General features: G+C 59.7%; 20 protein-coding genes. 15 read left to right on the top strand and 5 right to left on the bottom strand.

All coding sequences use genetic code 11. From position 1 onward, the window contains the following. Positions 1–2 precede the first annotated feature (2 nt). The 12 genes from LAN61_15690 (at position 3) to LAN61_15635 (ending at position 12,193) form a co-directional block, all read left to right on the top strand. Positions 3–1,883: a hypothetical protein gene (locus tag LAN61_15690; protein MBZ5541958.1), complete on the top strand. Its 1,881-nt coding sequence runs from the start codon at positions 3–5 to the stop codon at positions 1,881–1,883. Beyond that, entirely contained in the window at positions 1,884–2,969 is a 1,086-nt protein-coding gene (locus LAN61_15685) for a 6-bladed beta-propeller (GenBank protein MBZ5541957.1), read from the top strand. Further along, entirely contained in the window at positions 2,970–4,838 is a 1,869-nt protein-coding gene (locus LAN61_15680) for a hypothetical protein (protein MBZ5541956.1), read from the top strand. Between the two features lie 30 nt (positions 4,839–4,868). Further along, complete coding sequence (locus tag LAN61_15675; protein ID MBZ5541955.1) at positions 4,869–5,621, top strand: hypothetical protein; 753 nt, start codon at positions 4,869–4,871, stop codon at positions 5,619–5,621. A 297-nt stretch (positions 5,622–5,918) separates the two neighbouring features. Next, positions 5,919–6,308 carry a phosphoribosyl-AMP cyclohydrolase gene (hisI, locus tag LAN61_15670; protein MBZ5541954.1) on the top strand — a complete coding sequence of 130 codons (390 nt, stop codon included), beginning with the start codon at positions 5,919–5,921 and terminating at the stop codon, positions 6,306–6,308. Beyond that, complete coding sequence (hisG, locus tag LAN61_15665) at positions 6,305–7,177, top strand: ATP phosphoribosyltransferase (protein MBZ5541953.1); 873 nt, start codon at positions 6,305–6,307, stop codon at positions 7,175–7,177. The genes hisI and hisG overlap by 4 nt, the downstream gene beginning before the upstream one ends. After that, positions 7,177–8,430: a histidinol dehydrogenase gene (gene hisD / locus LAN61_15660; GenBank protein ID MBZ5541952.1), complete on the top strand. Its 1,254-nt coding sequence runs from the start codon at positions 7,177–7,179 to the stop codon at positions 8,428–8,430. The genes hisG and hisD overlap by 1 nt, the downstream gene beginning before the upstream one ends. Further along, positions 8,427–9,476 (top strand): histidinol-phosphate transaminase, encoded by a 1,050-nt coding sequence (gene hisC / locus LAN61_15655; protein ID MBZ5541951.1) that lies wholly within the window; start codon positions 8,427–8,429, stop codon positions 9,474–9,476. The genes hisD and hisC overlap by 4 nt, the downstream gene beginning before the upstream one ends. Positions 9,477–9,551: 75 nt before the next feature. Beyond that, complete coding sequence (gene hisB / locus LAN61_15650) at positions 9,552–10,142, top strand: imidazoleglycerol-phosphate dehydratase HisB (GenBank protein ID MBZ5541950.1); 591 nt, start codon at positions 9,552–9,554, stop codon at positions 10,140–10,142. A gap of 1 nt (position 10,143) precedes the next feature. Continuing rightward, a complete protein-coding gene (hisH, locus tag LAN61_15645; GenBank protein MBZ5541949.1) occupies positions 10,144–10,749 on the top strand; it encodes an imidazole glycerol phosphate synthase subunit HisH in 606 nt (201 codons plus the stop codon). Then, entirely contained in the window at positions 10,746–11,510 is a 765-nt protein-coding gene (hisF, locus tag LAN61_15640; protein ID MBZ5541948.1) for an imidazole glycerol phosphate synthase subunit HisF, read from the top strand. The genes hisH and hisF overlap by 4 nt, the downstream gene beginning before the upstream one ends. Then, positions 11,504–12,193, top strand: a complete 690-nt coding sequence (locus LAN61_15635) for a 1-(5-phosphoribosyl)-5-[(5-phosphoribosylamino)methylideneamino] imidazole-4-carboxamide isomerase (GenBank protein ID MBZ5541947.1) — start codon at positions 11,504–11,506, stop codon at positions 12,191–12,193. The genes hisF and LAN61_15635 overlap by 7 nt, the downstream gene beginning before the upstream one ends. A 107-nt stretch (positions 12,194–12,300) precedes the next feature. On the opposite strand, the gene LAN61_15630 is transcribed toward LAN61_15635, so the two are convergent. After that, positions 12,301–14,829: a TonB-dependent receptor gene (locus LAN61_15630; GenBank protein MBZ5541946.1), complete on the bottom strand. Its 2,529-nt coding sequence runs from the start codon at positions 14,827–14,829 to the stop codon at positions 12,301–12,303. 619 nt (positions 14,830–15,448) lie between these two features. Here LAN61_15630 and LAN61_15625 point away from each other — a divergent pair. Both LAN61_15625 and LAN61_15620 read left to right on the top strand, forming a co-directional pair. Next, positions 15,449–15,694 carry a PxKF domain-containing protein gene (locus tag LAN61_15625; protein MBZ5541945.1) on the top strand — a complete coding sequence of 82 codons (246 nt, stop codon included), beginning with the start codon at positions 15,449–15,451 and terminating at the stop codon, positions 15,692–15,694. Positions 15,695–15,791: 97 nt separating this feature from the next. Then, entirely contained in the window at positions 15,792–16,103 is a 312-nt protein-coding gene (locus LAN61_15620; protein ID MBZ5541944.1) for a tyrosine-type recombinase/integrase, read from the top strand. A gap of 139 nt (positions 16,104–16,242) precedes the next feature. On the opposite strand, the gene LAN61_15615 is transcribed toward LAN61_15620, so the two are convergent. Together LAN61_15615 and LAN61_15610 are read right to left on the bottom strand one after the other, a co-directional pair. Then, a complete protein-coding gene (locus tag LAN61_15615) occupies positions 16,243–17,385 on the bottom strand; it encodes a hypothetical protein (GenBank protein ID MBZ5541943.1) in 1,143 nt (380 codons plus the stop codon). Positions 17,386–17,922: 537 nt separating this feature from the next. After that, positions 17,923–18,357, bottom strand: a complete 435-nt coding sequence (locus LAN61_15610) for a CHASE3 domain-containing protein (protein MBZ5541942.1) — start codon at positions 18,355–18,357, stop codon at positions 17,923–17,925. Positions 18,358–18,871: 514 nt separating this feature from the next. Between LAN61_15610 and LAN61_15605 the strand changes: the two genes are divergently transcribed. Beyond that, a complete protein-coding gene (locus LAN61_15605) occupies positions 18,872–19,681 on the top strand; it encodes a DUF3050 domain-containing protein (GenBank protein ID MBZ5541941.1) in 810 nt (269 codons plus the stop codon). 252 nt (positions 19,682–19,933) lie between these two features. Here LAN61_15605 and LAN61_15600 read toward each other — a convergent pair whose 3' ends face one another. Together LAN61_15600 and LAN61_15595 are read right to left on the bottom strand one after the other, a co-directional pair. After that, on the bottom strand, positions 19,934–21,055 hold the full coding sequence (locus LAN61_15600) for a chemotaxis response regulator protein-glutamate methylesterase (protein ID MBZ5541940.1): 1,122 nt from the start codon (positions 21,053–21,055) through the stop codon (positions 19,934–19,936). Between the two features lie 3 nt (positions 21,056–21,058). Further along, positions 21,059–22,591, bottom strand: coding sequence for an AarF/ABC1/UbiB kinase family protein (locus LAN61_15595; protein ID MBZ5541939.1), 1,533 nt, complete (start codon positions 22,589–22,591; stop codon positions 21,059–21,061). Positions 22,592–22,668 lie beyond the last annotated feature (77 nt).

The raw sequence follows: 22,668 nt of genomic DNA, 5'->3' as shown, positions 1-22,668 counted from the left end.
CCATGACCAGCGCCAAACCAATTCGGACCATCCTGCTGAGCATAGCCCTGGCGCTGTTGGTTAGCACGCTGGCGCACGCCCAGTATTCCGGCTACGAGCCTCCGCGCTGGCATGTCACCGGATTTGCCGGGATCAGCATCACCCATACCACGCAGAGCATGGTGGGGCAAAAGACAGAGGCCGGCCAGCTTTTTCCAGTGGGCGACTTTCGCCTGAATAGCGACGGCTTTCTGTTCGATCCCAGGTTCCTGCGCCTCAATGCCGGCTTCAATTTTCAAAAAGGGGCCAACACCTCCGATCGCGGAGACCTGAGCACCGGAGGCATCAACCTGGCCCTGGGCGGAGTTTTTCTGCCCAAAAGCCACGTGCCGCTGCGGGCGAGTTACACAAAGAACAACCACGGGGTCAGCGGGCTCGGTCTGGATCAGACCGATGACAATTCCCGGCTCGACGTACAGTGGGACATGCTGTTCCCCAGCCTGCCCCGGATCACCGCATCGTTCCAGGAATACGGCAGCGCGGTGCATGTGCCCACGTCGTTCGCCGACCGCACTTACGATGAGAAGGCCTTCAACCTGGGCATTTCCGACTTCTGGAAGGACTGGCACTGGGCGGGGAATTTTTCCGTTGGCGAGGGCAATTCGGCCGGTGTCTCCCAGATCAGCCAGGATAGTCTATTTGATAATTCCACTCGCGCTGCAGGCTTCAATCTCAATCGCACTTTCTGGGACAACAAGGCGCGCCTGCTGTTCGATAACCGCGAGGTGTGGCGGCATGACCATCTTGGGGGTGACGGTACAAGCGACAACAGTGAGTTCACCAACAACGTGACCTTTAACGTGCAGCTCAGTCCGCGGGTATCGCTGGATGCTGGCTATGCGTTTACTCAGGTGGACTTCGAGGGCGCGGGGTTCGGCAACGTGGTGGTCCCCGGAGGAGGTCCCATCCAGGTGCTCTCCCTTGTTTCCAGCGTCTCGCACGCGGTCAGCGGGCGGGTGGGTTACCGTCTATTCGAAGGGCTGCGCTTGACGCAAGAAGTCCGAACCATACGCTCAACTCCTGTCACCGGAGTGCTCGAGAGCCGGACCTCCTTCACGGAAACCGCCTCCACCGTCTCCGCGGAGCGCCGCTGGCACCATTTTGACCTGATGGGAGCCTACACCGGCCGCTTTCAGCTGGCGGGCACGACACTGGCTCGTTCGCCAAACTCCTGGTCGAATAGCTTCCTTGGACGTATCGGCTGGGGCAACGTGCGCTCCGTGCGCCTCACGGGGTCCGCTCAGGATACCCGGCTCAATCTGGTGGAGCAGATCGGCGGGTTCACCGCTGAAAAGCGTGTGGGAGTGGAAGCGGAGACCCACATCGTAAAATACTTCCGGCTGCGGGGCGGTGCGGAATACTCCCAGGTGGATTTGCTGAACGTCAGCGGGAACACCCGCAGCAAGAGCACCACGTATTCCATCCAAGCCGACCAGCGCCTGTTCTCACTCGCTTTCACCAGCTCTTTCATGGACGGCGCTGGCGCCCTCTTCCCACTTGGTCTGATCGACCGCCAGTTCCTGGTGATTCCGCTGCCCATCAGTCAGCTGCTGGCTACTCCGCTGCTCGACCGCACTACCCATAGCCAAGGCCTGAGTATTATCGGAAGGCCGGAGCGCCGACTGGACGTCTTATTCTCGTGGCGCAAGGAAGATACACAATTGGTTGCTTCAGACCAGACCTACAACTATCTGCAGGCCAGTGCGCGCTACCGTCTCGGCCGGTTTTCGCTGGAAGGGGGCTACTCCCGTAATATAAACAACGTGATCGTGATTACAGGCCTGACGGGCAATCGTTTGGCGATGTGGTACCTGCGAATTGGCAGGGATTTCAGGATTTTCTGAATGGGAAAGGGGAAAGCGGTAGCCATCATGAACCGCAAGACAAAGGTCGCGCTGCCAATCATAATTGCCGTTGCGGGCGCGCTCGTGCTGGCCATCGCCGTCACCGCCTCTTCTTCCACCACGCCACCCACACCCACCGCGCCGGTCTCCTTAGGGCCCGTGGATTACCTGGGCTCCCTGCGCAGTCCCGCGGACGTGAAGGGCCGGCCGTCAGGTTTCAAACGCTTCCTCAAAAAGGTGCTGGGGCTGGAAGACGACCACCGCCGCATGGTTTTGCCCCATGGAATTGCGGTAGATGCAAATGGCCGGGTTCTGGTGGCCGACACGAAGGGCCAGGTCGTGCACATGTTCGACAGCGCCGGACACCAGTACAAACAGCTTCACCCACCGGCTTCAGACCCCTTCCTTTCTCCGATTGCCGTCGCCCTCGACAGCCAGGGCCGCATCTATGTCACCGACTCCGGCCGCTCCCGCATCTTCGTCTTCCGGCCGGACGGCAAGTTCCTGAGGACGCTTGGCGGACTGGGAAACGACGAGAGCATCTTCAAGCGCTGCACGGGACTGGCCATCGATCGCCAGCAGGACATTCTATATGTGGTGGATACCGTGTCCATGCGCGTGGTGGTGCTCAACGCTGACGGCAAAGTGCTGAACCGCTTCGGCAAGCCAGGAAAGGGCCCGGTAGAGTTCAATTATCCGACGCACATAACCATCGGCGCCGACGGAACTCTGTGGATCGTAGACTCCCTCAACTCCCGCGTGCAGCACCTGGATGCCTCCGGAAACTTTCTCTCCGCATTCGGACAATTGGGCGACCACTCCGGGGAGTTCGACAAGCCCAAGGGCATTGTCGTCGACAGCCAGGGCCGCATTCTTGTCGTGGAAGGAAGAAACGACCGCGTGCAGGCCTATGACCCTGACGGACAGATGCTCTTTGCTTTCGGCAATACCGGAAGCGCCCCGGGAGAGTTCTTTCTGCCAACCGGCATCGCCCTGGACAAGGAAGGCAAAATCTACGTGGCCGATGGCCAGAACGGCCGCGTCGAGATCTTCCGCCCGAGGGCCGGCGGAGGGGGAGGCCGCTGAGTGCGAGGCGCAAGACACTTCGCGTTCTTGTTGCTGGCGGGCATCGCGCCCGCGGTCAACGCTCAAACCGGCAACAAATCGGCCATCCTGAACAGCAAGCACGATTTTCGCGCGGGATCTTCTGCTCAGGTCCGTTCTTCGTCCACGGATGACGCATGCGTCTTCTGCCACACGCCCCACAATGCCTCGCCGGGTAACTATCTGTGGAATCACCGGCTGTCGACGCAGGATTTTCCCACCTACAGCAGCAGCACGCTGCAATCCACGGTTACCGCCATCCAGCCGCAAGACATTTCCAAGCTTTGCCTCAGTTGCCATGATGGGACCATTGCTCTGGGTGACACGGTCAATGACGGAGCCATTGCTTTCGTTCAGGGCAACGGCTACACATTGCCGGCCAGTTCCGCGTCCAATCTTGCCGGTGATCAGACCTTTGGCAATGACCATCCGTTCAGTTTTGTGCCGCAACCCGGTCCGGAAACTCTGAACCCCCCGGCATCCGATCCCGTCCGCCTCGATCGAAGCGGCAAACTGCAATGTACGAGCTGCCACGATCCGCATCGGGAAGACGCCGATCCGATTACGCGCAAGTTCCTGGTGAAGTCCAACCAGGCCTCCAGCCTGTGCCTGACCTGCCACCAGAAAATTGGCTGGGATGGTTCGGTGCACAGCCGGCCGCCCGATCCGGTGGAAGACCTTCGCTACACGCAAGACCAGGGAGCGCACACCGGATACACGGGAGTCAGGAATAACGGGTGCGAGAGCTGCCATCGCCCGCACGCGCCTCAGGTTTCGCAGCGCCTAATGAAACAAACGGAAGAAAACGTCTGCTTCCAGTGCCACGACGGCACGGTGACCGACCGCAATATCAAAACGGAGTTTCTGGGCAAGACCTACAAGCACCCGGTGCTGCTAACGCCTTCCTCGCATGATGCCGCCGAAAGTCCCAATTCCGCGGCGCATCCGCTTCCGGAAACCGGCGTGGGACTGCCTCGCCATGCGGAGTGCACGGACTGCCACAACCCTCACATCGCCAGTAGCGTCACGGCACAGCCTCCTTTGGTGAGTGGGGCTCTGCTCGGCGTAAAAGGCCAGTCCGCGGGCAATTCGTTCCTGCCGCAAGCCGTCAACGAATATGAAATTTGCTTCAAGTGCCACGGCGATAGCGCCAATAAGCCGCAGGCTCTCGATTACGGCACGGCAGGCATCGGCTACGGACGCAATCCGCAGCGGCAATTCGACGCCGGAAACTTGAACGCCTATAACACGCGCGTCGAGTTCACGCTGAGCACCTCCTTTCATCCGGTGACCCGGGCGCGCGATCTGTCGCTGGTCGAAGTGCCGAGCCTGCGGACAAACGTGACGAATTCCAGTGGCGCGCCGGTCACCAGCCGGCCGCTTTCCGGTGGCAGCCAGATTTACTGCACCGACTGCCACAACAGCGACACAGGGCGGAATCTGGGTATTTCCGGCAACCTCCCCAGCGGGCCGCACGGGTCCAATCTGCCGCACATCCTGGAGCGCGGCGACACCATGGAACCCCCGCCGGCCACGCCGGGGAGCAACGGTTCCGGAGTGACCTACACGCTATCCAATTACGCGTTGTGCGATAAGTGCCACGAGGTTCAGAACAGCGTGCTAGCGGACCGCAGTTTCGGAAAACATAGCCTGCACGTTGTGGAACAACGCGCCGCTTGTTCCACGTGTCATGATCCCCACGCTTCGTCTGCGCCCATGCTGATAAATTTTGACCGCAGCATTGTCGCGCCCAACAGCCAAGGGGTGCTGCAGTTCACCCGAACCAGTCCCGGACACGGCTCCTGTTCTCTGCGCTGCCATGGCGAGGATCATCAGAATGAGTCCTACTGAAGAGACTGGCGCGAGCGAAGGAAGGTAACCATGAAGAAAGTCATCTTAATAGCCACCGGAGTGATCGCGCTCATGGCCGTAGCCATTGCGCTCATTCGCGCTTCTGCAACACGCCCTTCGACACTGAGCGGCGTGGCCGTTACAGAGCCTGGTTACACGCAGAAGCTGCTGGCCGGCGTAAAAGCGAGCTTCACAACGGGCAAAACAGAAATTCAGCGCTCCTTTGATGCCAAAAAAAATGCGAAGAGCTACCGCATGAAGATCGTATTGCGCCTGCATCCGGGCCATCCTCTCGAGACCTTAATCGAGGTTTCCTGTCCGGACCGTGAGCGCTTCACCACCACCATTGGCGACCGCGCCTTCCATGCGGTCCGCATCGCCAACAAGGCGTACGTTGAGCAGCAGGATGGCACCTGGACTGTGCAGGACACCCCGCCAAGCGGATGGTCCCCTTGTGGAGAGAACCCGGGCGAGCCCGCCCCCTGGGCGGTGATGAATGAAGGCCGGGAACAGGTAACCCTTCTGGCAAGAATGTCGGAAAATGCAGACATTGCCCGCGGAGCCTTCGTCGGGACCAGCAGCGGCAATTGCCAGCAGTGGATGGTGAATCTCAAGCTGCCCGGAAGCGCCGGGCAGCGGCATGGCAATAACGGTTTGCGCTATACGGTGTGCATCGAGCCGAATCAGCATCTGCCGGTGGCCGTGAGCATGGGCAGTGGTGGCATGGTTACCAGTTATTCGGATTGGAACCAGCCCATTCAGATCGAAGCTCCGCCCATGTGAGTTTCCGTACCGCTTTCCCGGAATGCCTGCTCGCGCACAAACTTCCGGGTGCATCCAGCGCCAACGCTGAATTTTCGAAATCTTCGCATTGACAGACCCGCGGAGATTCTTTATTCTCTTCCTTCGCAATGTTCAGCACACGCAACCGCCGGGCGCATCATCATCATCACGGCCACACGCCGCGCCCGATGAGGTGTGCATAGCGATTCGCTAAACAAAGCACTCATCGGCCCGCTGGCGCAAAAAGCCCCAGCGGGTTTTTTGTTTTTGGGCAATAGTTTCAAGGGGGAAAGCACCATGGAAATGGCATTTGAAAAGAGCGGCGGTCTGGTTTCGGCCATCGTGCAGGATCATGGAACGGGCGACGTGCTGATGCTCGGTTTTATGAACGCGGAGGCCCTGGCCGAGACGCTGCGGACCCGCGAGGTCGTGTTCTTCAGCCGCTCCAGAAACCGCCTCTGGAAGAAGGGCGAATCCAGCGGGCATGTGTTGAAAGTACGCGAGCTGCTCGTGGATTGCGACGCCGATGCGCTGCTCGTGCGCGTCGAAGCCGCCGGACCCGGGGTTTGCCACGAAGGCTACCGCAGCTGCTTTTTCCGCAAAATGGACGGCGATGGAAGCGTTACGGTGAGCTCTGAGCGGACCTTTTCGCCGGAAAAAGTTTATGGACAGGAGAACAAACGATGAGCCGGCTGAAGCTGGGAATCCCCAAGGGCAGCCTGCAGGAAGCGACGATCGACCTTTTGACGCGCGGAGGCTGGAAGGTCACGCTGAGTTCGCGCAGCTATGTGCCGGCGATTGACGACCTGGAGATCGAATGCTTGCTGGTGCGCGCGCAGGAGATGGCGCGCTACGTCGAGACCGGGGCTCTGGACGCCGGCATCACCGGGCACGACTGGGTCGTCGAAACCGGAGCGGCCGTCGAGGAGCTGGCCGAGCTGGTCTACGCCAAACAGAGACTGGCGCGGGTGCGCTGGGTGCTCGCGGTGCCGGAGGATTCGCCCATTCGCTCGCCGAAAGATCTGGAAGGCAAAGTCATCGCAACGGAGGTGGTGCAAATCACCGAAAAGTATCTGGCGCGGCATGGCGTGCAGGCCCGCGTGGAATTCTCCTGGGGCGCAACGGAAGTGAAAGTGCCGCAGCTCGCCGACGCCATCGTGGAAGTGACGGAGACCGGATCCTCGCTGCGGGCCAACCGCCTGCGCATCGTCGATACGATTCTCGAATCGGCGACGGTCTTCATCATGAACCGCGCAGCGGCTGCGGATCCCTGGAAACGCGAGAAGGCGGAAAACCTGATCCTCATGCTGCAAGGGGCCATCGCTGCGGCCAGCAAGGTGGGACTGATGCTCAACGTGCGGCGCGAGGATCTGGCGGCCGTGCTCGGCGTGCTGCCGGCGCTGAAGAATCCCACGATATCGCCGCTGAGCGATTCCGAGTGGGTGGCGGTGAACACGATCATCGAGGAAGCGGTGGTGCGGCAGATTCTGCCCAAACTCAAAGCCGCGAACGCGCAGGGGATCGTCGAGTATCCCTTGAACAAGATTGTGCTGTAATGCGCATCCTGAAACTCACCCCTGCGCTCGAGAAACAGTTTCTGCGGACGCGCCAGCAGCGCGACGCCGCGGCGGAGCGGATTGCCGCGCGGATTATTGCCGATGTTCGCAAGCGCGGCGATGTGGCTCTCGCGGCATGGGCCAAGAAACTCGATGGAGTGGATTTGCGGCGCGAGGGCGTGTGGATTGCGCGCCGCGAGATGCGGGCCCTGGCCCGCGAAGTGAGCGCTGACTTCCTGCAGGCGTTGCGTCATTCCGTCAGAAATGTGCGGCGGGTTGCCGAGAAACAGTTGCCCCGGCCGTGGACGCTCGACGTCGAGCCGGGCGTGAAGGTCGGCCAGATGGTCCGGCCCATCGAGTCCATCGGCTGCTATATCCCCGGCGGGCGATTTGCCCTGGTCTCGACGTTGGTCATGACCGTAGTTCCGGCGCTGGCAGCTGGAGTGCCGCGTATTGTGGTGGTCTGCCCCCGACCGAATGCGGAGTTACTGGCCGCGGCCAAGCTTCTCGGTGTCGCCGAGGTAGCCAGGGTTGGCGGCGCGCAGGCCATCGCGGCGCTGGCTTATGGAACGCGCGAAATCCGGCGCGTGGACAAGATTTTTGGACCCGGCAACCGCTATGTCACCGCCGCAAAGCAGCTGGTCAGCAGCGATTGTGCGATCGATCTGCCGGCGGGACCCACGGAAGCCATCGTCCTGGCGACGAAGGGCAATCCACGCTGGATTGCGGCGGACCTGCTGGCCCAGGCGGAGCATGCGCCGGATGCGGGCAGCTATCTGGTGACCACGTCGGCGGAGCTCGCGCGGACTGTCGCTGCGGAAGCAGAGGCGCAACTAAAGAGTTTTCCGCCGGCCAATCCGGCACACCTGTCCATGCGGCGTACGGGAGCCATCGTGCTTGCCGCTTCGCTCGGCGCCGCATGCGATTTCGTCAACCGCTTTGCCCCGGAGCACCTCAGTCTCCCGGACAATTCCCAAATGCTGCTGCAGAAGATCCGCGCGGCGGGAACCGTGTTTCTGGGGCCCTGGGGCGCACAGCCCCTGGGCGACTACCTGAGCGGCAGCAACCACGTCCTGCCGACCGGAGGCTGGGCGCGCATGCGCGGCGGCCTCTGCGCAGCCGATTTCGTGAAATGCATCAGCGTCCAATCCATCGGCCAGCGCGGCTTCGCCCGACTGGCCGGGGATGTCCGGACCCTAGCGAAGGCCGAAGGATTGCTGGCGCACGCGAAGGCCGTGGAGGTACGGCGATGAAAGTCCGGTTGCCGGTCCGCAGAGCCATCCTCGAACGGCGCACCTATGAGCCGCCCGCGGAGGGCCGGCGGAACAAGCTGCGCCTGGATTTCAACGAGAACACCGCGGGCTGTGCTCCGGCGGTGCTGCGTGCCCTCGCGAAACTGAGCGCGAAACAGCTTGCCATGTATCCCGAGTACCTAGCGCCCACGCGGCGCCTGGCGCGTTATTTCGGCGTTCGCCCGCAAGAACTGCTGCTGGCCAATGGCGGAGACGATGCCCTGCGCGTTTTCTTCGACACCTTCGTGGATGCCGGGAGCCGCATTCTGATCTGCGAGCCGACATTTCCGATGTACCGCTACTACGCGGAGATCTTTGCAGCGCGCATTGACGTCATGCGCTACAACGCCGAGATGGAGTTTCCGCTCGCGGACGCGCTTCTGGCGTTGCGCAAAAGGCCGCGGGTCCTGTTCCTCGCCAATCCCAATAATCCCACGGGCACGCTGCTCCGGAAGGCACAGTTGCAGGCGATTCTGAAGGCGGCGACGCATACTGCCGTGGTGATCGACGAAGCCTATGCGGACTTTTCCGGCCTGACGCTCATCCCGTGGATACGCAGGTATCCGCAGTTGTTTGTGGCGCGAACATTTTCGAAGGCTGCGGGACTTGCAGCCTTGCGCCTGGGCGCAGTGATTGCCTGCGCCAAGTCGCTCGCGCTCTTGCGGCGCGCCATGCCTCCCTACCCCGTCAATCTGGCGGCACTCGTTGCCGCGGATGCCGCAGTGCGCGACCAGGTGGTGATGCGCAGGCACGTGCGGGAAGTCAAACGCCGGCGCGCATGGTTCGCCGCGGAATTGAAGCGTTTGGGCGTAAAGACGTATCCGAGCGCGGGAAATTTCTTGCTTGCGGATTTCGGGCCCGGCGGACCGGTATTATTCGAAAAGCTCGCGCGCCGGGGGATTCTGGTGCGCGAGCGAAGTAAAGAAATCGGGCCGGGGTTTGTGCGCATTACGATTGGCACGGAAGCAGAGATGCAGCGGTTCTTGCGAGCGCTTCGGCAGAAGTGAAGGATGATTTTCCGCCCGCCCACGCCGGCTCGGAATGACGGTGGCGCGAGCGTACCGGAACAATTTGAGGTGAGCATGCCACGAACGGCTACGATTCATCGCAAAACGAACGAGACAGACATCCATCTGCGCTTGGATCTGGATGGACGCGGAAAAGCGAGAGTCAAGACCGGCATCGGTTTCTTCGACCACATGCTGGATCTGGTGGCACGGCACGGTGCCTTCGATCTGGATCTGCGCGTAGAAGGCGATCTGGCCGTGGACCAGCACCATACCGTGGAAGACACGGGTATTGCTCTTGGCGAAGCGGTGCTACAGGCGTTGCGGACCAAGCGCGGAATTCTGCGCGCCGGCTATTTCCTGATGCCTATGGACGAAACTCTCGCGGCGGCCGCGGTGGACCTCGGCGGGCGGCCCTACTGCGTGGTCAAGGGCCGGATCGCTGCGGCACGGGTCGGAGATTTTCAAACCGAACTGGTGGAGGATTTTTTCCAGGGCTTCGCACAGGCGGCGCGGGCCAACGTCCATCTCCGCGCGCTCTACGGACGATCGTCGCACCACCAGGTCGAGGCCATGTTCAAGGCCTTCGCGCGAGCGCTGCGCTTCGCGGTGTCCCGGGACAGGCGCTTGCGCCGTGTGCTGCCCAGCACGAAGGGGTTGCTCTGACATGAAGGTGACACTCGTGGATTACGGCGCGGGAAATGTTCCATCCGTCGAGCGCGCCTTGCAGCGCCTGGATACCGCTTCCGAGCGCACCAGCTCGCCGGATGGCATTTCGAAAGCCGCGGCGCTGTTGTTGCCCGGTGTCGGCCATTATGCGGCGCTGATCCGCGCGCTGGATGAGCGGGGACTGCGCGGCCCTCTAACCGAAGCGATCGGCCGCGGCGTGCCGTTTCTGGGGATTTGCCTCGGACTCCAGGCGCTCTACGAATCCAGCGAGGAAGCGCCCGAACTGGCCGGCCTGAACTTGCTGCCCGGGCACGTGCGCTCCCTGCCGGGCACCGTCAAGCTCCCGCACATGGGCTGGAACCAGGTGCAGCAGCGCCGCGAATCCCGGCTGCTCGAAGGAATCGGCCCCAGCTCTTACTTTTATTTTGCTCATTCTTATGCCGCCGCAAGCGCGGACGCGGATGTGGTGGCGACCTGCACGCACGGAACGGACTTTGTGGCGGCTCTGGAAAAGCACAATCTTTGCGCGGTGCAGTTTCACCCGGAAAAAAGCAGCGAGGCCGGGGCCCGCGTCCTGCAGAACTTCCTGAGGATGGCGGCATGAGCCTGGCACGCAGAATCCTTCCCTGCCTCGATACGGACGGCGCACGCGTGGTCAAAGGCGTCAATTTTGCCGGCCTCCGCGATGCCGGCGACCCCGTCGAGCTGGCGGCTCGCTACAACGCGGAAGGCGCCGATGAACTAGTGGTGCTGGACATTGCGGCGTCGCGTGACCGGCGTCCAACCTTCCTTGAGACGATCCGCCGCGTGGCGGCGGAGCTGGCCATTCCCTTGACCGCAGGTGGCGGCATTCGCACCCTCGAGGATGCCCGCGCGGTCGTGCGCGCGGGTGCCGACAAGGTCACCGTCAATACCGCCGCCGTGCAGCGCCCGGAGCTGCTCTCCGAGCTTTCGCGTGAATTCGGGGCGCAGGCCGTGGTTCTGGCCATCGACGCCAAGCGCAAAGCCGGTTCCTGGGATGTCATGGTGCGCGGAGGGCGGGAATCTTCCGGGCGCGACGCCATCGTCTGGGCGCGGGAAGGCGTTGCGCGGGGCGCGGGGGAAATCCTGCTGACGTCGGTGGATCGCGACGGCACACAAAGCGGTTTCGACACCACACTCACCGCAAGAATCTCCCGGGCGGTCTCCGTGCCGGTCATTGCCTCGGGCGGCGCAAAATTGCCGGAGCATTTTGTGGAAATCTTTAACGAAGGCGCGGCAGATGCGGCGCTGGCCGCCTCGATTTTCCATGACCAATCGCAGCCCATTCGCGAATTAAAACAGTTTCTTGCGGCGCGCGGAGTCGAGGTGCGCCTGCCATGCTGATCCCTTGCATCGATCTGCAGAACGGACAAGCGGTGCAGCTTGTGCAGGGACGAAGGCGCGAGCTGGCCGTCGCGGATGTGTTTGGCCTGCTCAGTAAATTCCAGAACTATCCCTGGCTGCACATCATCGATCTGGATGCCGCAATGGGCAAAGGCGCCAATAACCGCCTCGTGCACGACCTCTGCTCGCAGGCGAAAAAGAAGTATGGAATGAAGGTGCGGGTCGGCGGCGGAATTCGCACGGTTGCCAGAGCCGCGGAAGTGATTGGCTGGGGCGCAGCGCAGGTGATCATCGGCAGCTCGGCGTTTGCTCGTGGCCAGGTCAACGCGCCCTTTTTCCGGCAGCTTGCAAAAAAAGTGGATCGCAAGCGCATCCTTGTGGCGCTGGATACAAAAAAGGGACACATCACGATTCACGGATGGCGGAAGGGCTTGGCGCTGCGCGCGGAAAGCCTCATGCCGGAACTCGAACCCTTCTGTGGCGGATTTCTTTGCACGGACGTGGACCGCGAAGGCACGATGAGCGGAGTGAATCTCAAATGGTTTCGCAAACTGCGCGGCGTTACCACCCATCCCATCATCGCCGCGGGGGGAATCAAGACGCGCCGTGAAATCGCCGCCCTCGCAAAGATGGGCATGGACGCTGCCGTGGGCATGGCCGTCTATAAGAATCGCCTGCGCTAATTCCCCGGAGACCATCCGCTGCAATATCCGGCTCTATCCGGACGAGCTGGCCTTCCTGATGATTTGCCAGGCCGGGGCTTGGCTTTTTCTTCTGCCGCAAGGACTCCTCAGAATAGAACGTCAAAATCGAGCAAGACCCTGCGGTGGATATTTCCGAAGAAGATGCCATATCGCGGGTCTGCCACATTCGAATGCACTTCCAGAGGATTGAAGTGATTCGTCAGATTCTGAACGGTTGCAGAGAGCCGGACTGCATATTTGGGTGAGACCTGAAGATCTTTAGACCCTCGCAGGTCAAATGAAAAGTAATACGGAAATCGGTCCTGCGCCCCGGAGCTTTGTGTGACGTATTGCTGGTACACATCCGTCGGCTGGTAAGGAAAGCCATTCCGCAGTTCCATGTGCGGTATTATCCGCACCTTCCGTGGCAGGGCATACGTTCCCCAGAATATAAAACGATTGGGAATTTCACTGGGCAAGCTCGCGAGCAGGTTCTGCCGCACGATGGGAAAAGGGATATCTCCCAGAAATTCATTTGCATCGCTGATGTTTCCGCGTGCGAATTGCCGGACGTACGACAGGAAGAACTGCCGCCGTCCTTCGCCGCCTATTCGGGCAGTGAACTCATACTGGCGCGTCCGTGCAGTCCCCCTCGAGCCCAGTACGAGAGCGTTTTGGTTCTGAATGATTTCGGGCTGGATCGAAATCAGATCTTGCGCCACGCTCTGCAGGTACTTCACCCGCAAGGTCACCAGGCGCGTTACCGGGCGTTCCACCTCGACATTCCATGCCAGGCTATACGGAGCAAAGTTCCCGCTGGTCCGCGATCGGTCCACGAACGGGAACTTCGATTGCGCCTTCTCCTCCGTGATGTTGAGGTACTGGATCGGATTCCCAAGAATCTCGCCGGAAGGGCCGTACGAAGTAACGGTCTGCAGGGGATAACTGCTGAAGGCATAGACATTCAGCGGCACGGAGTCGTAGAACACGCCAGCTCCGCCGCGCACCACCGTCTTTCCGTCCCGGTACGGGGTCCACACGAAACCCAGGCGCGGCGCTGTGCGCGTGGTATGGCTGATGGTCTGCCCTTCGACGCGAATCCCGGCCTCCAGGGCAAGGCGCGGACTCAAAACCCAATGATCCTGCGCGTACAGCGCCGGTTCCGTGTCGGAAAGTGCGAACCTGCTGCCGCCGCTGAAGACGACTCGCTGCAACAGGTGTCCACTGGCATCTTGAATCTGCACCGGGCTGCCCGAGAACTGGCCTTCGTTTTCACTGTGCCCCAGCAACGAACCGATTTGCAGCGTGTGTTCTCCGCCAAAATGCAGCTTCGGCAGCGTCCAGTTTTCTATCCATGCAAATCGTGTGGCGTCGCGATCTTGCCGGCTGAAGTAACTCCCCTGATTCCCTGCCGGATTCAGGATCATCTCTGCCGGGCCTTGCGGTTGCACCTCGCTCTTGATGCGCGTAACGGCGAATGTGCTTTGCAGCACGCCACCGGCAATCAACAGCCGGTCAAGAATCGCGCCGGTGGACTCATGAAAATTGGCATTAGGTGTGACGGGCTGCGGATTGAAAAAGTCCAGTCCCGCATACCGCACGGAATGCGGCGCGAAATGGTAACTGAGGGTAAGCACCTGAGTGGACGAAACGATCCAATCCGCCTGCGTGAACGAATTGATCGCTGTGGATCGTGTTTCATTCACTGGGAAAGGCAGCGTCCGCACCTCCTGCTTCTTGAGCACGTACTCCGCACCCTCCAGGAAATAGAGCCGGTTGGCAATCAAGGGACCACTGAAGTTCAGTCGCGGGGTCGCCGTTTTCAGCCCCACGAGGTGTCCACTCCGGATTCGAAATTCTGGGAGCGGGTCATTCAGGCTGAACTCCCACTTGTCCCCTCCCCTTCGCGTTTCTGCTGTGACAACCCCCGCCGTGAATTTTCCGTATTGCGCCAGGTAGGGCATCTCCGAGACGGCGATTGTTTCCACGCTATCGATGGGCACGCTCAGTCCGAAGTTTCCCGTGGCGGGGTCGGTCACATCCACGGAATTCACGAGCAGCGCGCTGTGGTTTTCGCCGTAGCCGGCGATTCTCACCGTGCCGTCTTTGCCGCGCACGATTCCCGGGATGAGCGGCAGAGCGTCCGTCAGCGTTGCGGGTCGCGCAGGCGTCTCTTTGGCTTCTGTGGGCGCCAGGGTCGTCTGACTACTGGAGCTTTCCGCGACCGGATCAGTGATCTTCCCTTGTACCGTGATGCTCTGCTGGTTCAGAGCATGTTTCGCCAGCACGATGTCCATCTCTGGAGTGTCACGATTGGCCTGGATTTCTACCGTAATTTGGTTGCTGACGTAACCTTCTTTGCTGATCGTGATGAGATAGCTTCCCGGACCTGGAACGCTGAGACTCGTCTTCCCGTTTCTGTCTGTCGGCAGGCTCGCCACGAGCTTTCCCTCGCGGCGGATTTCCCCAAGCGCGCCCTCTATCGGCTGATTCTTCTCGTCAATGACATTGATATGGAGGAGGATCGACGGCCCGAGATCTTGATTCGTGGCCCGTACCGGGACACTAAGAACCACCTGCAATGCAAGGCAGACGGCCATAAGCCGCACCATTGCGGAAGCAGTCACCTTGTCCATTCTTGTCGAGCGTGACGGAGGTAGAGCCATATCAAAAATCCATTCCAGACAATGCAACTTTCGCACGCATCCGGCTTCAGAATGTCCGGGGCTTCCGCCTCTAAGATGTCCGCCGCCATGGGAGAGTTGCTTCCTCGAACCCGGAGACTGTTGCTCTGGGTCAGTCTATCTCACACAGCCGCAAACCGCGCGATTGGATTGGTTCAACTGAATTTAGCGCGCAGCGATTGCTCGGCAGGTCTGAAAACATCAACAACGCATTAATGGCGCTGAGAATCTAAGCCGCTCAGGCGCCCGAGGGTGCGATCGCAGTTTTTGATTTTCTGCGCCAAAGTTTCGGGTGTTCCCACTTCCCCAGCCGCAAGCTTGCCTTGCGCTTCCCTCTGCCGGAACACGGGTAAGGCCTTCTGCATCCAGGTCTTCGCTTCGCGGCAAAATTTCAATTGGTCGCCGGGCCTCCGTTGAGCGCTCCGCCATGCTTGCGTACGCTTTCCCAATCTCCGCCTGGCAATCCGCAACCCTGAACCGAAGCCCTTCATTGGCGGGATCTTTCCGGAAGAGAGCCAGGCGAATGGCAAGGGATTTCTTGTAAGAATCGAGCGCGCGCCCGGTATCGCCCTTGCGAATCGGGACCCCCGGCGTGGTAGCAAGCTTCCTGCTGGTGCAGATTGTCAGCGGAACGCCGACGGACGTTGAAGAAACGGTCAGTTCGACTACTGCGGATACCGCGTTCCGCTGGGATTCTTCCGGTCAGCAGTGGATTTTCAACATCAGCACGGCGAATCTAGCTGCGAACCAGACTTATGTCTTCCGCATCCAGCTGAACGACGGGAGCAGCATTAATTTCAGCTTCGGATTGAAGTGAATTACGAGAAGGGCTGAGCGCCGGTCTACGACTTTCGCGTAAGTGTGCACAATACTGACCGACGAATGGCCCAGTATCCTAGCTACGAGGCTGTACGCTGGAAACGGATCGATCTATTGCAAAATACGATCGAAGTGGCCCAAACTTCCGTGTGCTTGCGCCCGCGTGTGATCGGATCAAACAGCCACATGTTTCCTGGCATTTGTTCCGGCATACACATGCGACGCTGCTCGCAGAAGTGGGGGAATCGATCAAGACTGCTCAGGCGTTGCTGGGCCACTCGGATCTTGGACCAACGCTCAACACGTACTCGCATGCGATCCCGAAATCACAAAGGCGGGCAGTGGAGCGGGTAGCGGGAGTTTTGTTCTCAAGTGTTCTGAATTCGGAGGGAACACGCGAAGACTGAAAAATCTAATTAGTTGTATTTCGGAAAGTTAGGAATCAGTGGTGAGCCGGGCAGGACTCGAACCTGCAACCCGCTGATCATTCCAGAAACGCTATGTAGTTGGCTTTTCTAGCATTTCCCTGCGTGATGTAACATGGTTTTACACGGTGTTTGGGAGGGTTTTGTTCCCATACTTGTTCCCAGAAGTGTGAGGTTCACCCCAGGACCACGGGCCCATTTCTCGCCTCAAGCTGGTCGCCAGGTGATATGCCTCCGTCAGGAGTTGTTCGTCACTGCAATCGGGATGCTGTCTCAGCCAGGAAACAACGCTGTACAGCAGGGGATGCCCTTTGGCAGTGCTCTCCATTTCCGCGGGGTCCGCAGCGAGGTACTTTGTGCGTTGCTCAACGACACGCACAGCAGTCCGGAGGAAATTGCGCACCATGAGGTCGCGGGCCACCACGAGAACCTCGCCGTTGGGAGCCAACACTCTTTCCGCCCGGGCCGTCAACTCGTTCCAATGAGGCAGGTATTCGAAGTCAATCACGTTCCCGGTGTCGAAGCAAACCGTGTCGTATTTTTCGATGGTTTCCGCGAGGTGCTCCTCGACGCTTCCTCTTCTGATCGCACAGCGCTCAACACCCGGCCAGGCATGCTTCGACCATGCTTCGGCCACCAGCTTGACGACGAAGGGATCCGGCTCCACGACGTGGACAGATTCGACCCTTGGGAATGACAACGCGAACTGCGGGAAGATACCAAGGCCGAGGCCTACGCAAAGCATCTTGCCTCGAGATCGTTTGGCGGCCTCCCACAGCATCATGCGCTTTTGAAGCCCGCCTGGCCAACAGTCCGAATAGGGCAACCCCGCAGTGCGCTTCTCTTCCCATCGAAACTTTCGCTCCGACCAGTCGAACTGGCAGCCGGGGAGGCGCTTGTACAACGAGAAGATCGCTGGCGCATCCGGCATGACGACACGCCGGCCATACAGCGCGTGTATGTCGAGTCCCTCTCGTATCACCGTTAAGTCGCCGTCGTAATCGCCCTCTTCAGGAAACGATAGTCGTGCCGAAAGCGATTGGTAATCTTGCCGGTCGTCCTGCCATGTTTGGTCGCAGAAGCTGCCACGGGTGGCCAGCCGGGTGCGCAGGCTGTCCTTGGTGAAAAACGCAAATCCACTGGGCGCGTCCCGAGTCCACAACTCGCTTAGGGCCTCCGCCAAGAACCGGGGCTGTGAGGGATCGCGCGCGAGGCCACCCGCTGTTTCACTTTCTTGCGCTTTGTTGCGGAATTGCTGCAGCATCGCGTACCCTGGCCCGCGCTGTTCCGAGAGCGAACAGCGGCGGCAATCCAAGGCGTCTTGCCCGATGGTCTTATAAACGGCCCTGCACTCGATGGGCCTGACCGAGTAAATCTGGCAATGTCCGTCCTCCAAGAAAGGACATTGAAGGCCGCCCGCGCGAAAGAAGGCTCCATCGGAATCACATAGACCATCCTCGCGGAGCCTGCGGAGAGACGAAGCGACGGACTCAACGCGCAAGCGAAGATCTTCCTGCATTCCGGCAGGGAAGCGCGTCACGATGTGGTCGATAATAACCGCTGCTTCGGGAAGAGAGCAGAATCGGCGAGCGTAGCAACAGGGCACGCAGCCCTCCCGGCAGAGCATTCCGTGTCCGGCAGTGTGGATCTGCTGCTCGATTCCTCTCCATTCCGTATCCCACGCCCCCAGTAGCGACCGGCCAAGGTCGGCGAGCTGCCGAAACTCGGAGGGCATGAGGGGTTTTGCTGGTTGTTCGAATCCAGTCATTTACCTCCTCCTCACAGAGCCAGGGTTACGAAGTCAGCGAACGGCAATCTCAATCGGCAGCAGTACGCCCCTGATCGCGGATGCCTCGGATTCTCGCAGCCAGCGGGGCCAGGTTAATGCTGGCATGCCGTCCGAGAGCTTCAAGATCGAGGCTTCTTGAAGCAACTTGAGTCGACCGACAATACGAGGCTGTATCGCAGTAACACGTTCTTGTTGGCGCGGGTTGTCTGAGATCAGCCGTTTCAGGTTGTCTAGATGTTCCGTTACGTGGGAAAGAGCAGATTGAAAGCTTTCTAGGCGGGAGTCCTCACCGGTGATGATGTACCCGTGGCTTGTTCTTTCGGCATCCGCAATTGCCGGCAGAGTTCCGCTGATTTCCAGGAGGACATCATCCGTCTGTCCTACCCAGCGGCTGTTTTCGACGGAAGCGCGGATATTTGAATACCAGACAAGCGCAAGGCAGGTCACGATTGCGCAAGTAAGGGTTAAACTGGTCCCTGTCCGTGCCCGAACGGATGATTGCAAACCTCTGGTCCATTTCGTATCGGCTTAAGAAGCGTTATAAAGATCAATCAATAATGCCGATACCCCGGTCTGTACATCCTATTAATGGCCGCACTATATAGACGTAGTAGGGAGATTGTCAATCACTCCGGTACCCCCGCAGATTTCGGAGCGTCCGGCACTGAGCTGTACGCACGTAAAAACAACCCACCCGCTGCTTGTTTCACGCGTTCACATGCCTATGTAAACCATCCCTCGCGGATTTCTTGTTTCTGTAGCTCCGATGGTCTTCACTTAACGACAACGCATTCCTAATAACTGTTGCTCAAGCGCAGAAAGCATCACTAGAATCGAAAAAGAGCTTCTTCGTTTGCGGAATCACCCATCGCCGATGAGCATTTGAGATACCGCGAAACTTCGCAGGAGGCCACATCTGGTGGCTTTACGCATGCAGGCTGGTTGCCGAGGCATAGAACAGATGAAGACACTCTCCAGCAATGGACATCTCGAGGCATTTGAAGCGCGGATCTCGAAGCAGCGAGAAGCCCTCTTAGCACATCCCATTTACGAAGAGTTGAAGGATTTGCAGACCATCCAGACTTTCATGAAATCCCATGTTTTTGCTGTCTTGGATTTCATGTCCCTGCTGAAAACCCTGCAACGACAACTGACCTGTATAGACGTACCCTGGCTGCCAGCAAAGGACCCACAGCTTGCTCGATTTATTAATGAAATCGTATTGTGTGAAGAATCTGACGAAGTTGGGGAAGGCCTGTACCTGAGTCATTTTGAGCTCTATTTGCGTGCCATGGAGGAAATTGGCGCCGACACGAAACCGGTGCTGAATTTCATTGACCAAGTTCGAGGAGCAACTGCTTTTGATGCCGCATTGAAAGGTCTTTCCGCGGAAAACGGGGCCCTTAACTTTGTTCGGACCACATTCGATCTGGCTCGCGGGAAACCCCATGAGGTTGCCGCCTCCTTCTTATTTGGCCGTGAAGACATTATCCCGCAGATGTTTTCCCAGATCATGAAACGGCTGAATCTTTTCTACTCCGATGAGTACCACTTCTTCCGTCAGTATCTCGAGAGACACATTGAAGTCGACGGGGATCATCACGCGCCACTGGCGAGGAAGATGCTCGCCTCGTTATGTGAAGATGCGACGGTTAAGTGGCAGGAAGCCGAACGGGCGGCTGTGACCTCGATTGAGGCGAGAATAAAGCTGTGGGGTCACATCAGAAGTGAGCTATCTCTGCAGCAAAGCGCTTCAGATACTCATCCTTGATCAGGCCAGAGCTAGGTCTTGTTCTCGACCCCCGTCATCCCCGGGGAACTTTTGGAGCGTCCGCAACGCTTCCCTGCCCTCGGAATCCGCGAGTCGAACTGTCCGATAAGCCACCGCGTTCTTGCATGGCCCTATTTTATGGGAATCTCTCCGCACAAAAGACTAAACAAGAGAGAGGTTTCTCATCACTTCGCTTCTCGGAATGATGAGTGTAAGCAGTCCTTCAACAAAGTCTTGGATCAAGGGTCTCATCTACTGGGCAATTCCTGCCACCTTGCGCCCGGGTAACGAGCGGCTGTTTTTGACGCGGCGCACGATCTCATAGGCCATGATGTCGAGGGGAATGATGTCGTCTGCGAGGCCGGCTTGCGCCACCAGCCCTGGCATGCCCCAAACCACCGAGCTGGCCTCATCCTGAACGTAGACCAGGCCGCCCTGTTCGCGGATGTGTTGCGAACCACGCACGCCGTCCGCCCCCATACCCGTTAGAACCAGGGCCAGGACGTTGCTGCCGTAGACTTTTGCCACCGAACGGAATAGCACATCGACCGAGGGACGGCAGGAATTCTCGTGCGATCTCTGGTTCATCGCCAGCCGCACATTTGCGCCAAAGCGCTCGACGGCCATGTGAAAATCCCCGGGGGCAATCCAGACGTGCCCGGGTTCCAAAATGCTGCCCGGCACCCCTTCGCGAATGGTGATCTTCGTTTGATCGTTGAGCCGGTCGGAAAGCAGCCGCGTGAAGAGCGGCGGCATGTGTTGCACAATGACGATGGGGATCGGAAAATTCGCGGGAAACAGAGGCAACATCTTGGCCAACGCATTGGGGCCGCCGGTGGAAGCTCCGATGGCGAGGATGTCGATGCGCGACGAAGCCTGCCTGGGCACGGCAGGAATGATCAATTGCGGAACTGCCACGTCGGTGGCGGGAGCCGCCAACAGAGCAGACGGCGGCTCGATGGGCCGCTGCGCACAGAGCGCCTTGATCTTGGGAACCATCTCGGTGCGGACGCGTTCCGCGGCCACATCGGGATCGCCGCTCTTGCTGGGCTTGGTCACATAATCGGAAGCCCCCAGAGACAGCGCATCGAGTGTGATTGCAGCCCCGCGCTCGGTCATCGTGCTGAACATGATGACGGGGAGCTTCGGATACAGTCTTCGGATCTCTTTCAGCGTTTCGATGCCGTTTATGCCGGGCATCTCCACATCGAGCGTGATGATATCGGGGTTGAGGAGCGGAATCTTCGCGAGAGCGATCTTGCCGTCCGCAGCGGTCCCGGCAACTTGGATCGCGGGATCGCTGGAGATGGCTTCAGAAACTACCTTGCGGACGACGACGGAATCATCAACGATGAGAACGCGAATGGATGGCATGCGTTATTCGAGCCAGACACGGTAGCTCTTCGCCCCTTCTTCAAAATGGAACAGATCACCGGGCGCAAATCCTCCGGCGACGGCTTTCTGCGCGATTTGAGCCACATCAATGCCGTGGTTTGCGAGCTTCTCTTCCAGGCCCAGAGGCATCAGCTCGGGCAGGTTCTCCGCTACGGTGGCGAGAAAGGTGACTTCGGCCTTCGTGCGGCCGCTTTGCGCTACTCGAATCTTCAAGGAGCTCGATTTCGCTCGGACAGGCCATGCAGATTGAGCCGCAGCCTTCGCTCCCGGCTCCGGCAGTAACGCTGGAGCGGCCAGCCGGCGATACTCCTCTTGCCAGTTCACCGGTGCGTCCAGAGCCTTCAGATACTGGATGAGCCCCTGATAGGCACGCATGAAGAAAATTAACTGCGGCGGCCCGGCCATTCGGAAATTCCACCGGAATTCGCCGAGATGTGCTTCCACCCGCTCGCCCAGCCGCCAGGCATTCAGATCAAAAGGCTGCTCCCTGGAGAACGGTTCGAACAGAATCTCGCTCAGACCGGGAAGCAGATGCTGCATGGGCGCCAGAAGGAGCGCCTGGAACCCCATCGCTTCAAAGTGAGAACGCGCGCGGATCGGATCGAATACGCCGGTGGCGGTGTCTTCGATGAGCGCGGAGAGCGCACCGGTGGCCCGTGCGTCCAGGGCCTTCACGCAGCCAAAATCGAGCAAGCCGATCACCGGTCGACCTTGAATTAATCGGAAGCGATAGTTGCCGGCGTGCGGATCGGCGTGGAGAAGTCCCCAGGAAAAGCAGCTCGCTAGAAAGAAGCGGAGAAGAACCGAAGCCGCCTCCGTTCGCGCTGCCAGGGGCCAAGCGTGCGTAGAAGCAAAAGGCTCGCCATCGAGCCAAGCCATCGTCAGCACGCGTTCATTGCTGAACTCCTCGACCACTTCGGGAATTTCCACCCGCGGAGAGCGGCGCGCCACCTCGCGGAAAGAACCCAGCATCTCGGCTTCGTGCCGGTAGTTCAGCTCCTCGCGAAACATCGAACCGATCTCGCGACGATAACCGCTCAGGTCAAAGCCACGGTTCAGGCCGCCCACGGGGGCCGTGAGCCAGCCTAACGCCCGCAGGTCCAAGTCCAGCGCGTCGGCTATGCCGGGGTATTGGATTTTGACGGCCACCGCGCGGCCGTCAGGCAAAATCGCTTTGTGTACTTGTGCAAGCGAAGCGCCCACGCCTTGCGCCTCGATATGCGCAAAACATTCGCCGAGTGGGCGCCCGAGCGCTTTTTCGATTTCCTCGAAGGCCTCCCGGGAGGAGAGCGCCGGGGCGGTTTCCGTGAGCGAGCTGAAAAGCCGCTCTTCCCCGCCCAGTTCTCCGAGAGAAAGGATTTGCCCGATCTTTTGGGGCAATCCGTGCAACTGTGCGAGCCGTTGCACGACCGACGTTTGGGATTGTCTGGCCGAAGCGCTGCTGCCGCGCTGGAGGCTTGCCATCGTGCGGGCAAGGCCTCCCAGCTCGGCAGCGCGCTTCAGTTTACGCTGCATGGATACACCCCCGACGCAGTCGTACGGCCGCTGCGTTCAGCGATCTGAGAGTCCCACACATGCGCTTTCGCTCGTCC

This window comes from Terriglobia bacterium (assembly GCA_020072785.1).
In the GTDB taxonomy this organism is placed as follows: Bacteria; Acidobacteriota; Terriglobia; order Acidiferrales; family UBA7541; genus Acidiferrum.
This window is presented reverse-complemented; position numbering and strand designations above follow the sequence as displayed.

Coding starts and splice junctions, on each gene's coding strand:
- LAN61_15690 (MBZ5541958.1), top strand. CDS start 3: ATGACCAGCGCCAAACCAATTCGGACCATCCTGCTGAGCATAGCCCTG.
- LAN61_15685 (MBZ5541957.1), top strand. CDS start 1,884: ATGGGAAAGGGGAAAGCGGTAGCCATCATGAACCGCAAGACAAAGGTC.
- LAN61_15675 (MBZ5541955.1), top strand. CDS start 4,869: ATGAAGAAAGTCATCTTAATAGCCACCGGAGTGATCGCGCTCATGGCC.
- hisI (MBZ5541954.1), top strand. CDS start 5,919: ATGGAAATGGCATTTGAAAAGAGCGGCGGTCTGGTTTCGGCCATCGTG.
- hisG (MBZ5541953.1), top strand. CDS start 6,305: ATGAGCCGGCTGAAGCTGGGAATCCCCAAGGGCAGCCTGCAGGAAGCG.
- hisD (MBZ5541952.1), top strand. CDS start 7,177: ATGCGCATCCTGAAACTCACCCCTGCGCTCGAGAAACAGTTTCTGCGG.
- hisC (MBZ5541951.1), top strand. CDS start 8,427: ATGAAAGTCCGGTTGCCGGTCCGCAGAGCCATCCTCGAACGGCGCACC.
- hisB (MBZ5541950.1), top strand. CDS start 9,552: ATGCCACGAACGGCTACGATTCATCGCAAAACGAACGAGACAGACATC.
- hisH (MBZ5541949.1), top strand. CDS start 10,144: ATGAAGGTGACACTCGTGGATTACGGCGCGGGAAATGTTCCATCCGTC.
- hisF (MBZ5541948.1), top strand. CDS start 10,746: ATGAGCCTGGCACGCAGAATCCTTCCCTGCCTCGATACGGACGGCGCA.
- LAN61_15635 (MBZ5541947.1), top strand. CDS start 11,504: ATGCTGATCCCTTGCATCGATCTGCAGAACGGACAAGCGGTGCAGCTT.
- LAN61_15630 (MBZ5541946.1), bottom strand. CDS start 14,829: ATGGACAAGGTGACTGCTTCCGCAATGGTGCGGCTTATGGCCGTCTGC.
- LAN61_15615 (MBZ5541943.1), bottom strand. CDS start 17,385: ATGCTGCAGCAATTCCGCAACAAAGCGCAAGAAAGTGAAACAGCGGGT.
- LAN61_15605 (MBZ5541941.1), top strand. CDS start 18,872: ATGAAGACACTCTCCAGCAATGGACATCTCGAGGCATTTGAAGCGCGG.
- LAN61_15600 (MBZ5541940.1), bottom strand. CDS start 21,055: ATGCCATCCATTCGCGTTCTCATCGTTGATGATTCCGTCGTCGTCCGC.
- LAN61_15595 (MBZ5541939.1), bottom strand. CDS start 22,591: ATGCAGCGTAAACTGAAGCGCGCTGCCGAGCTGGGAGGCCTTGCCCGC.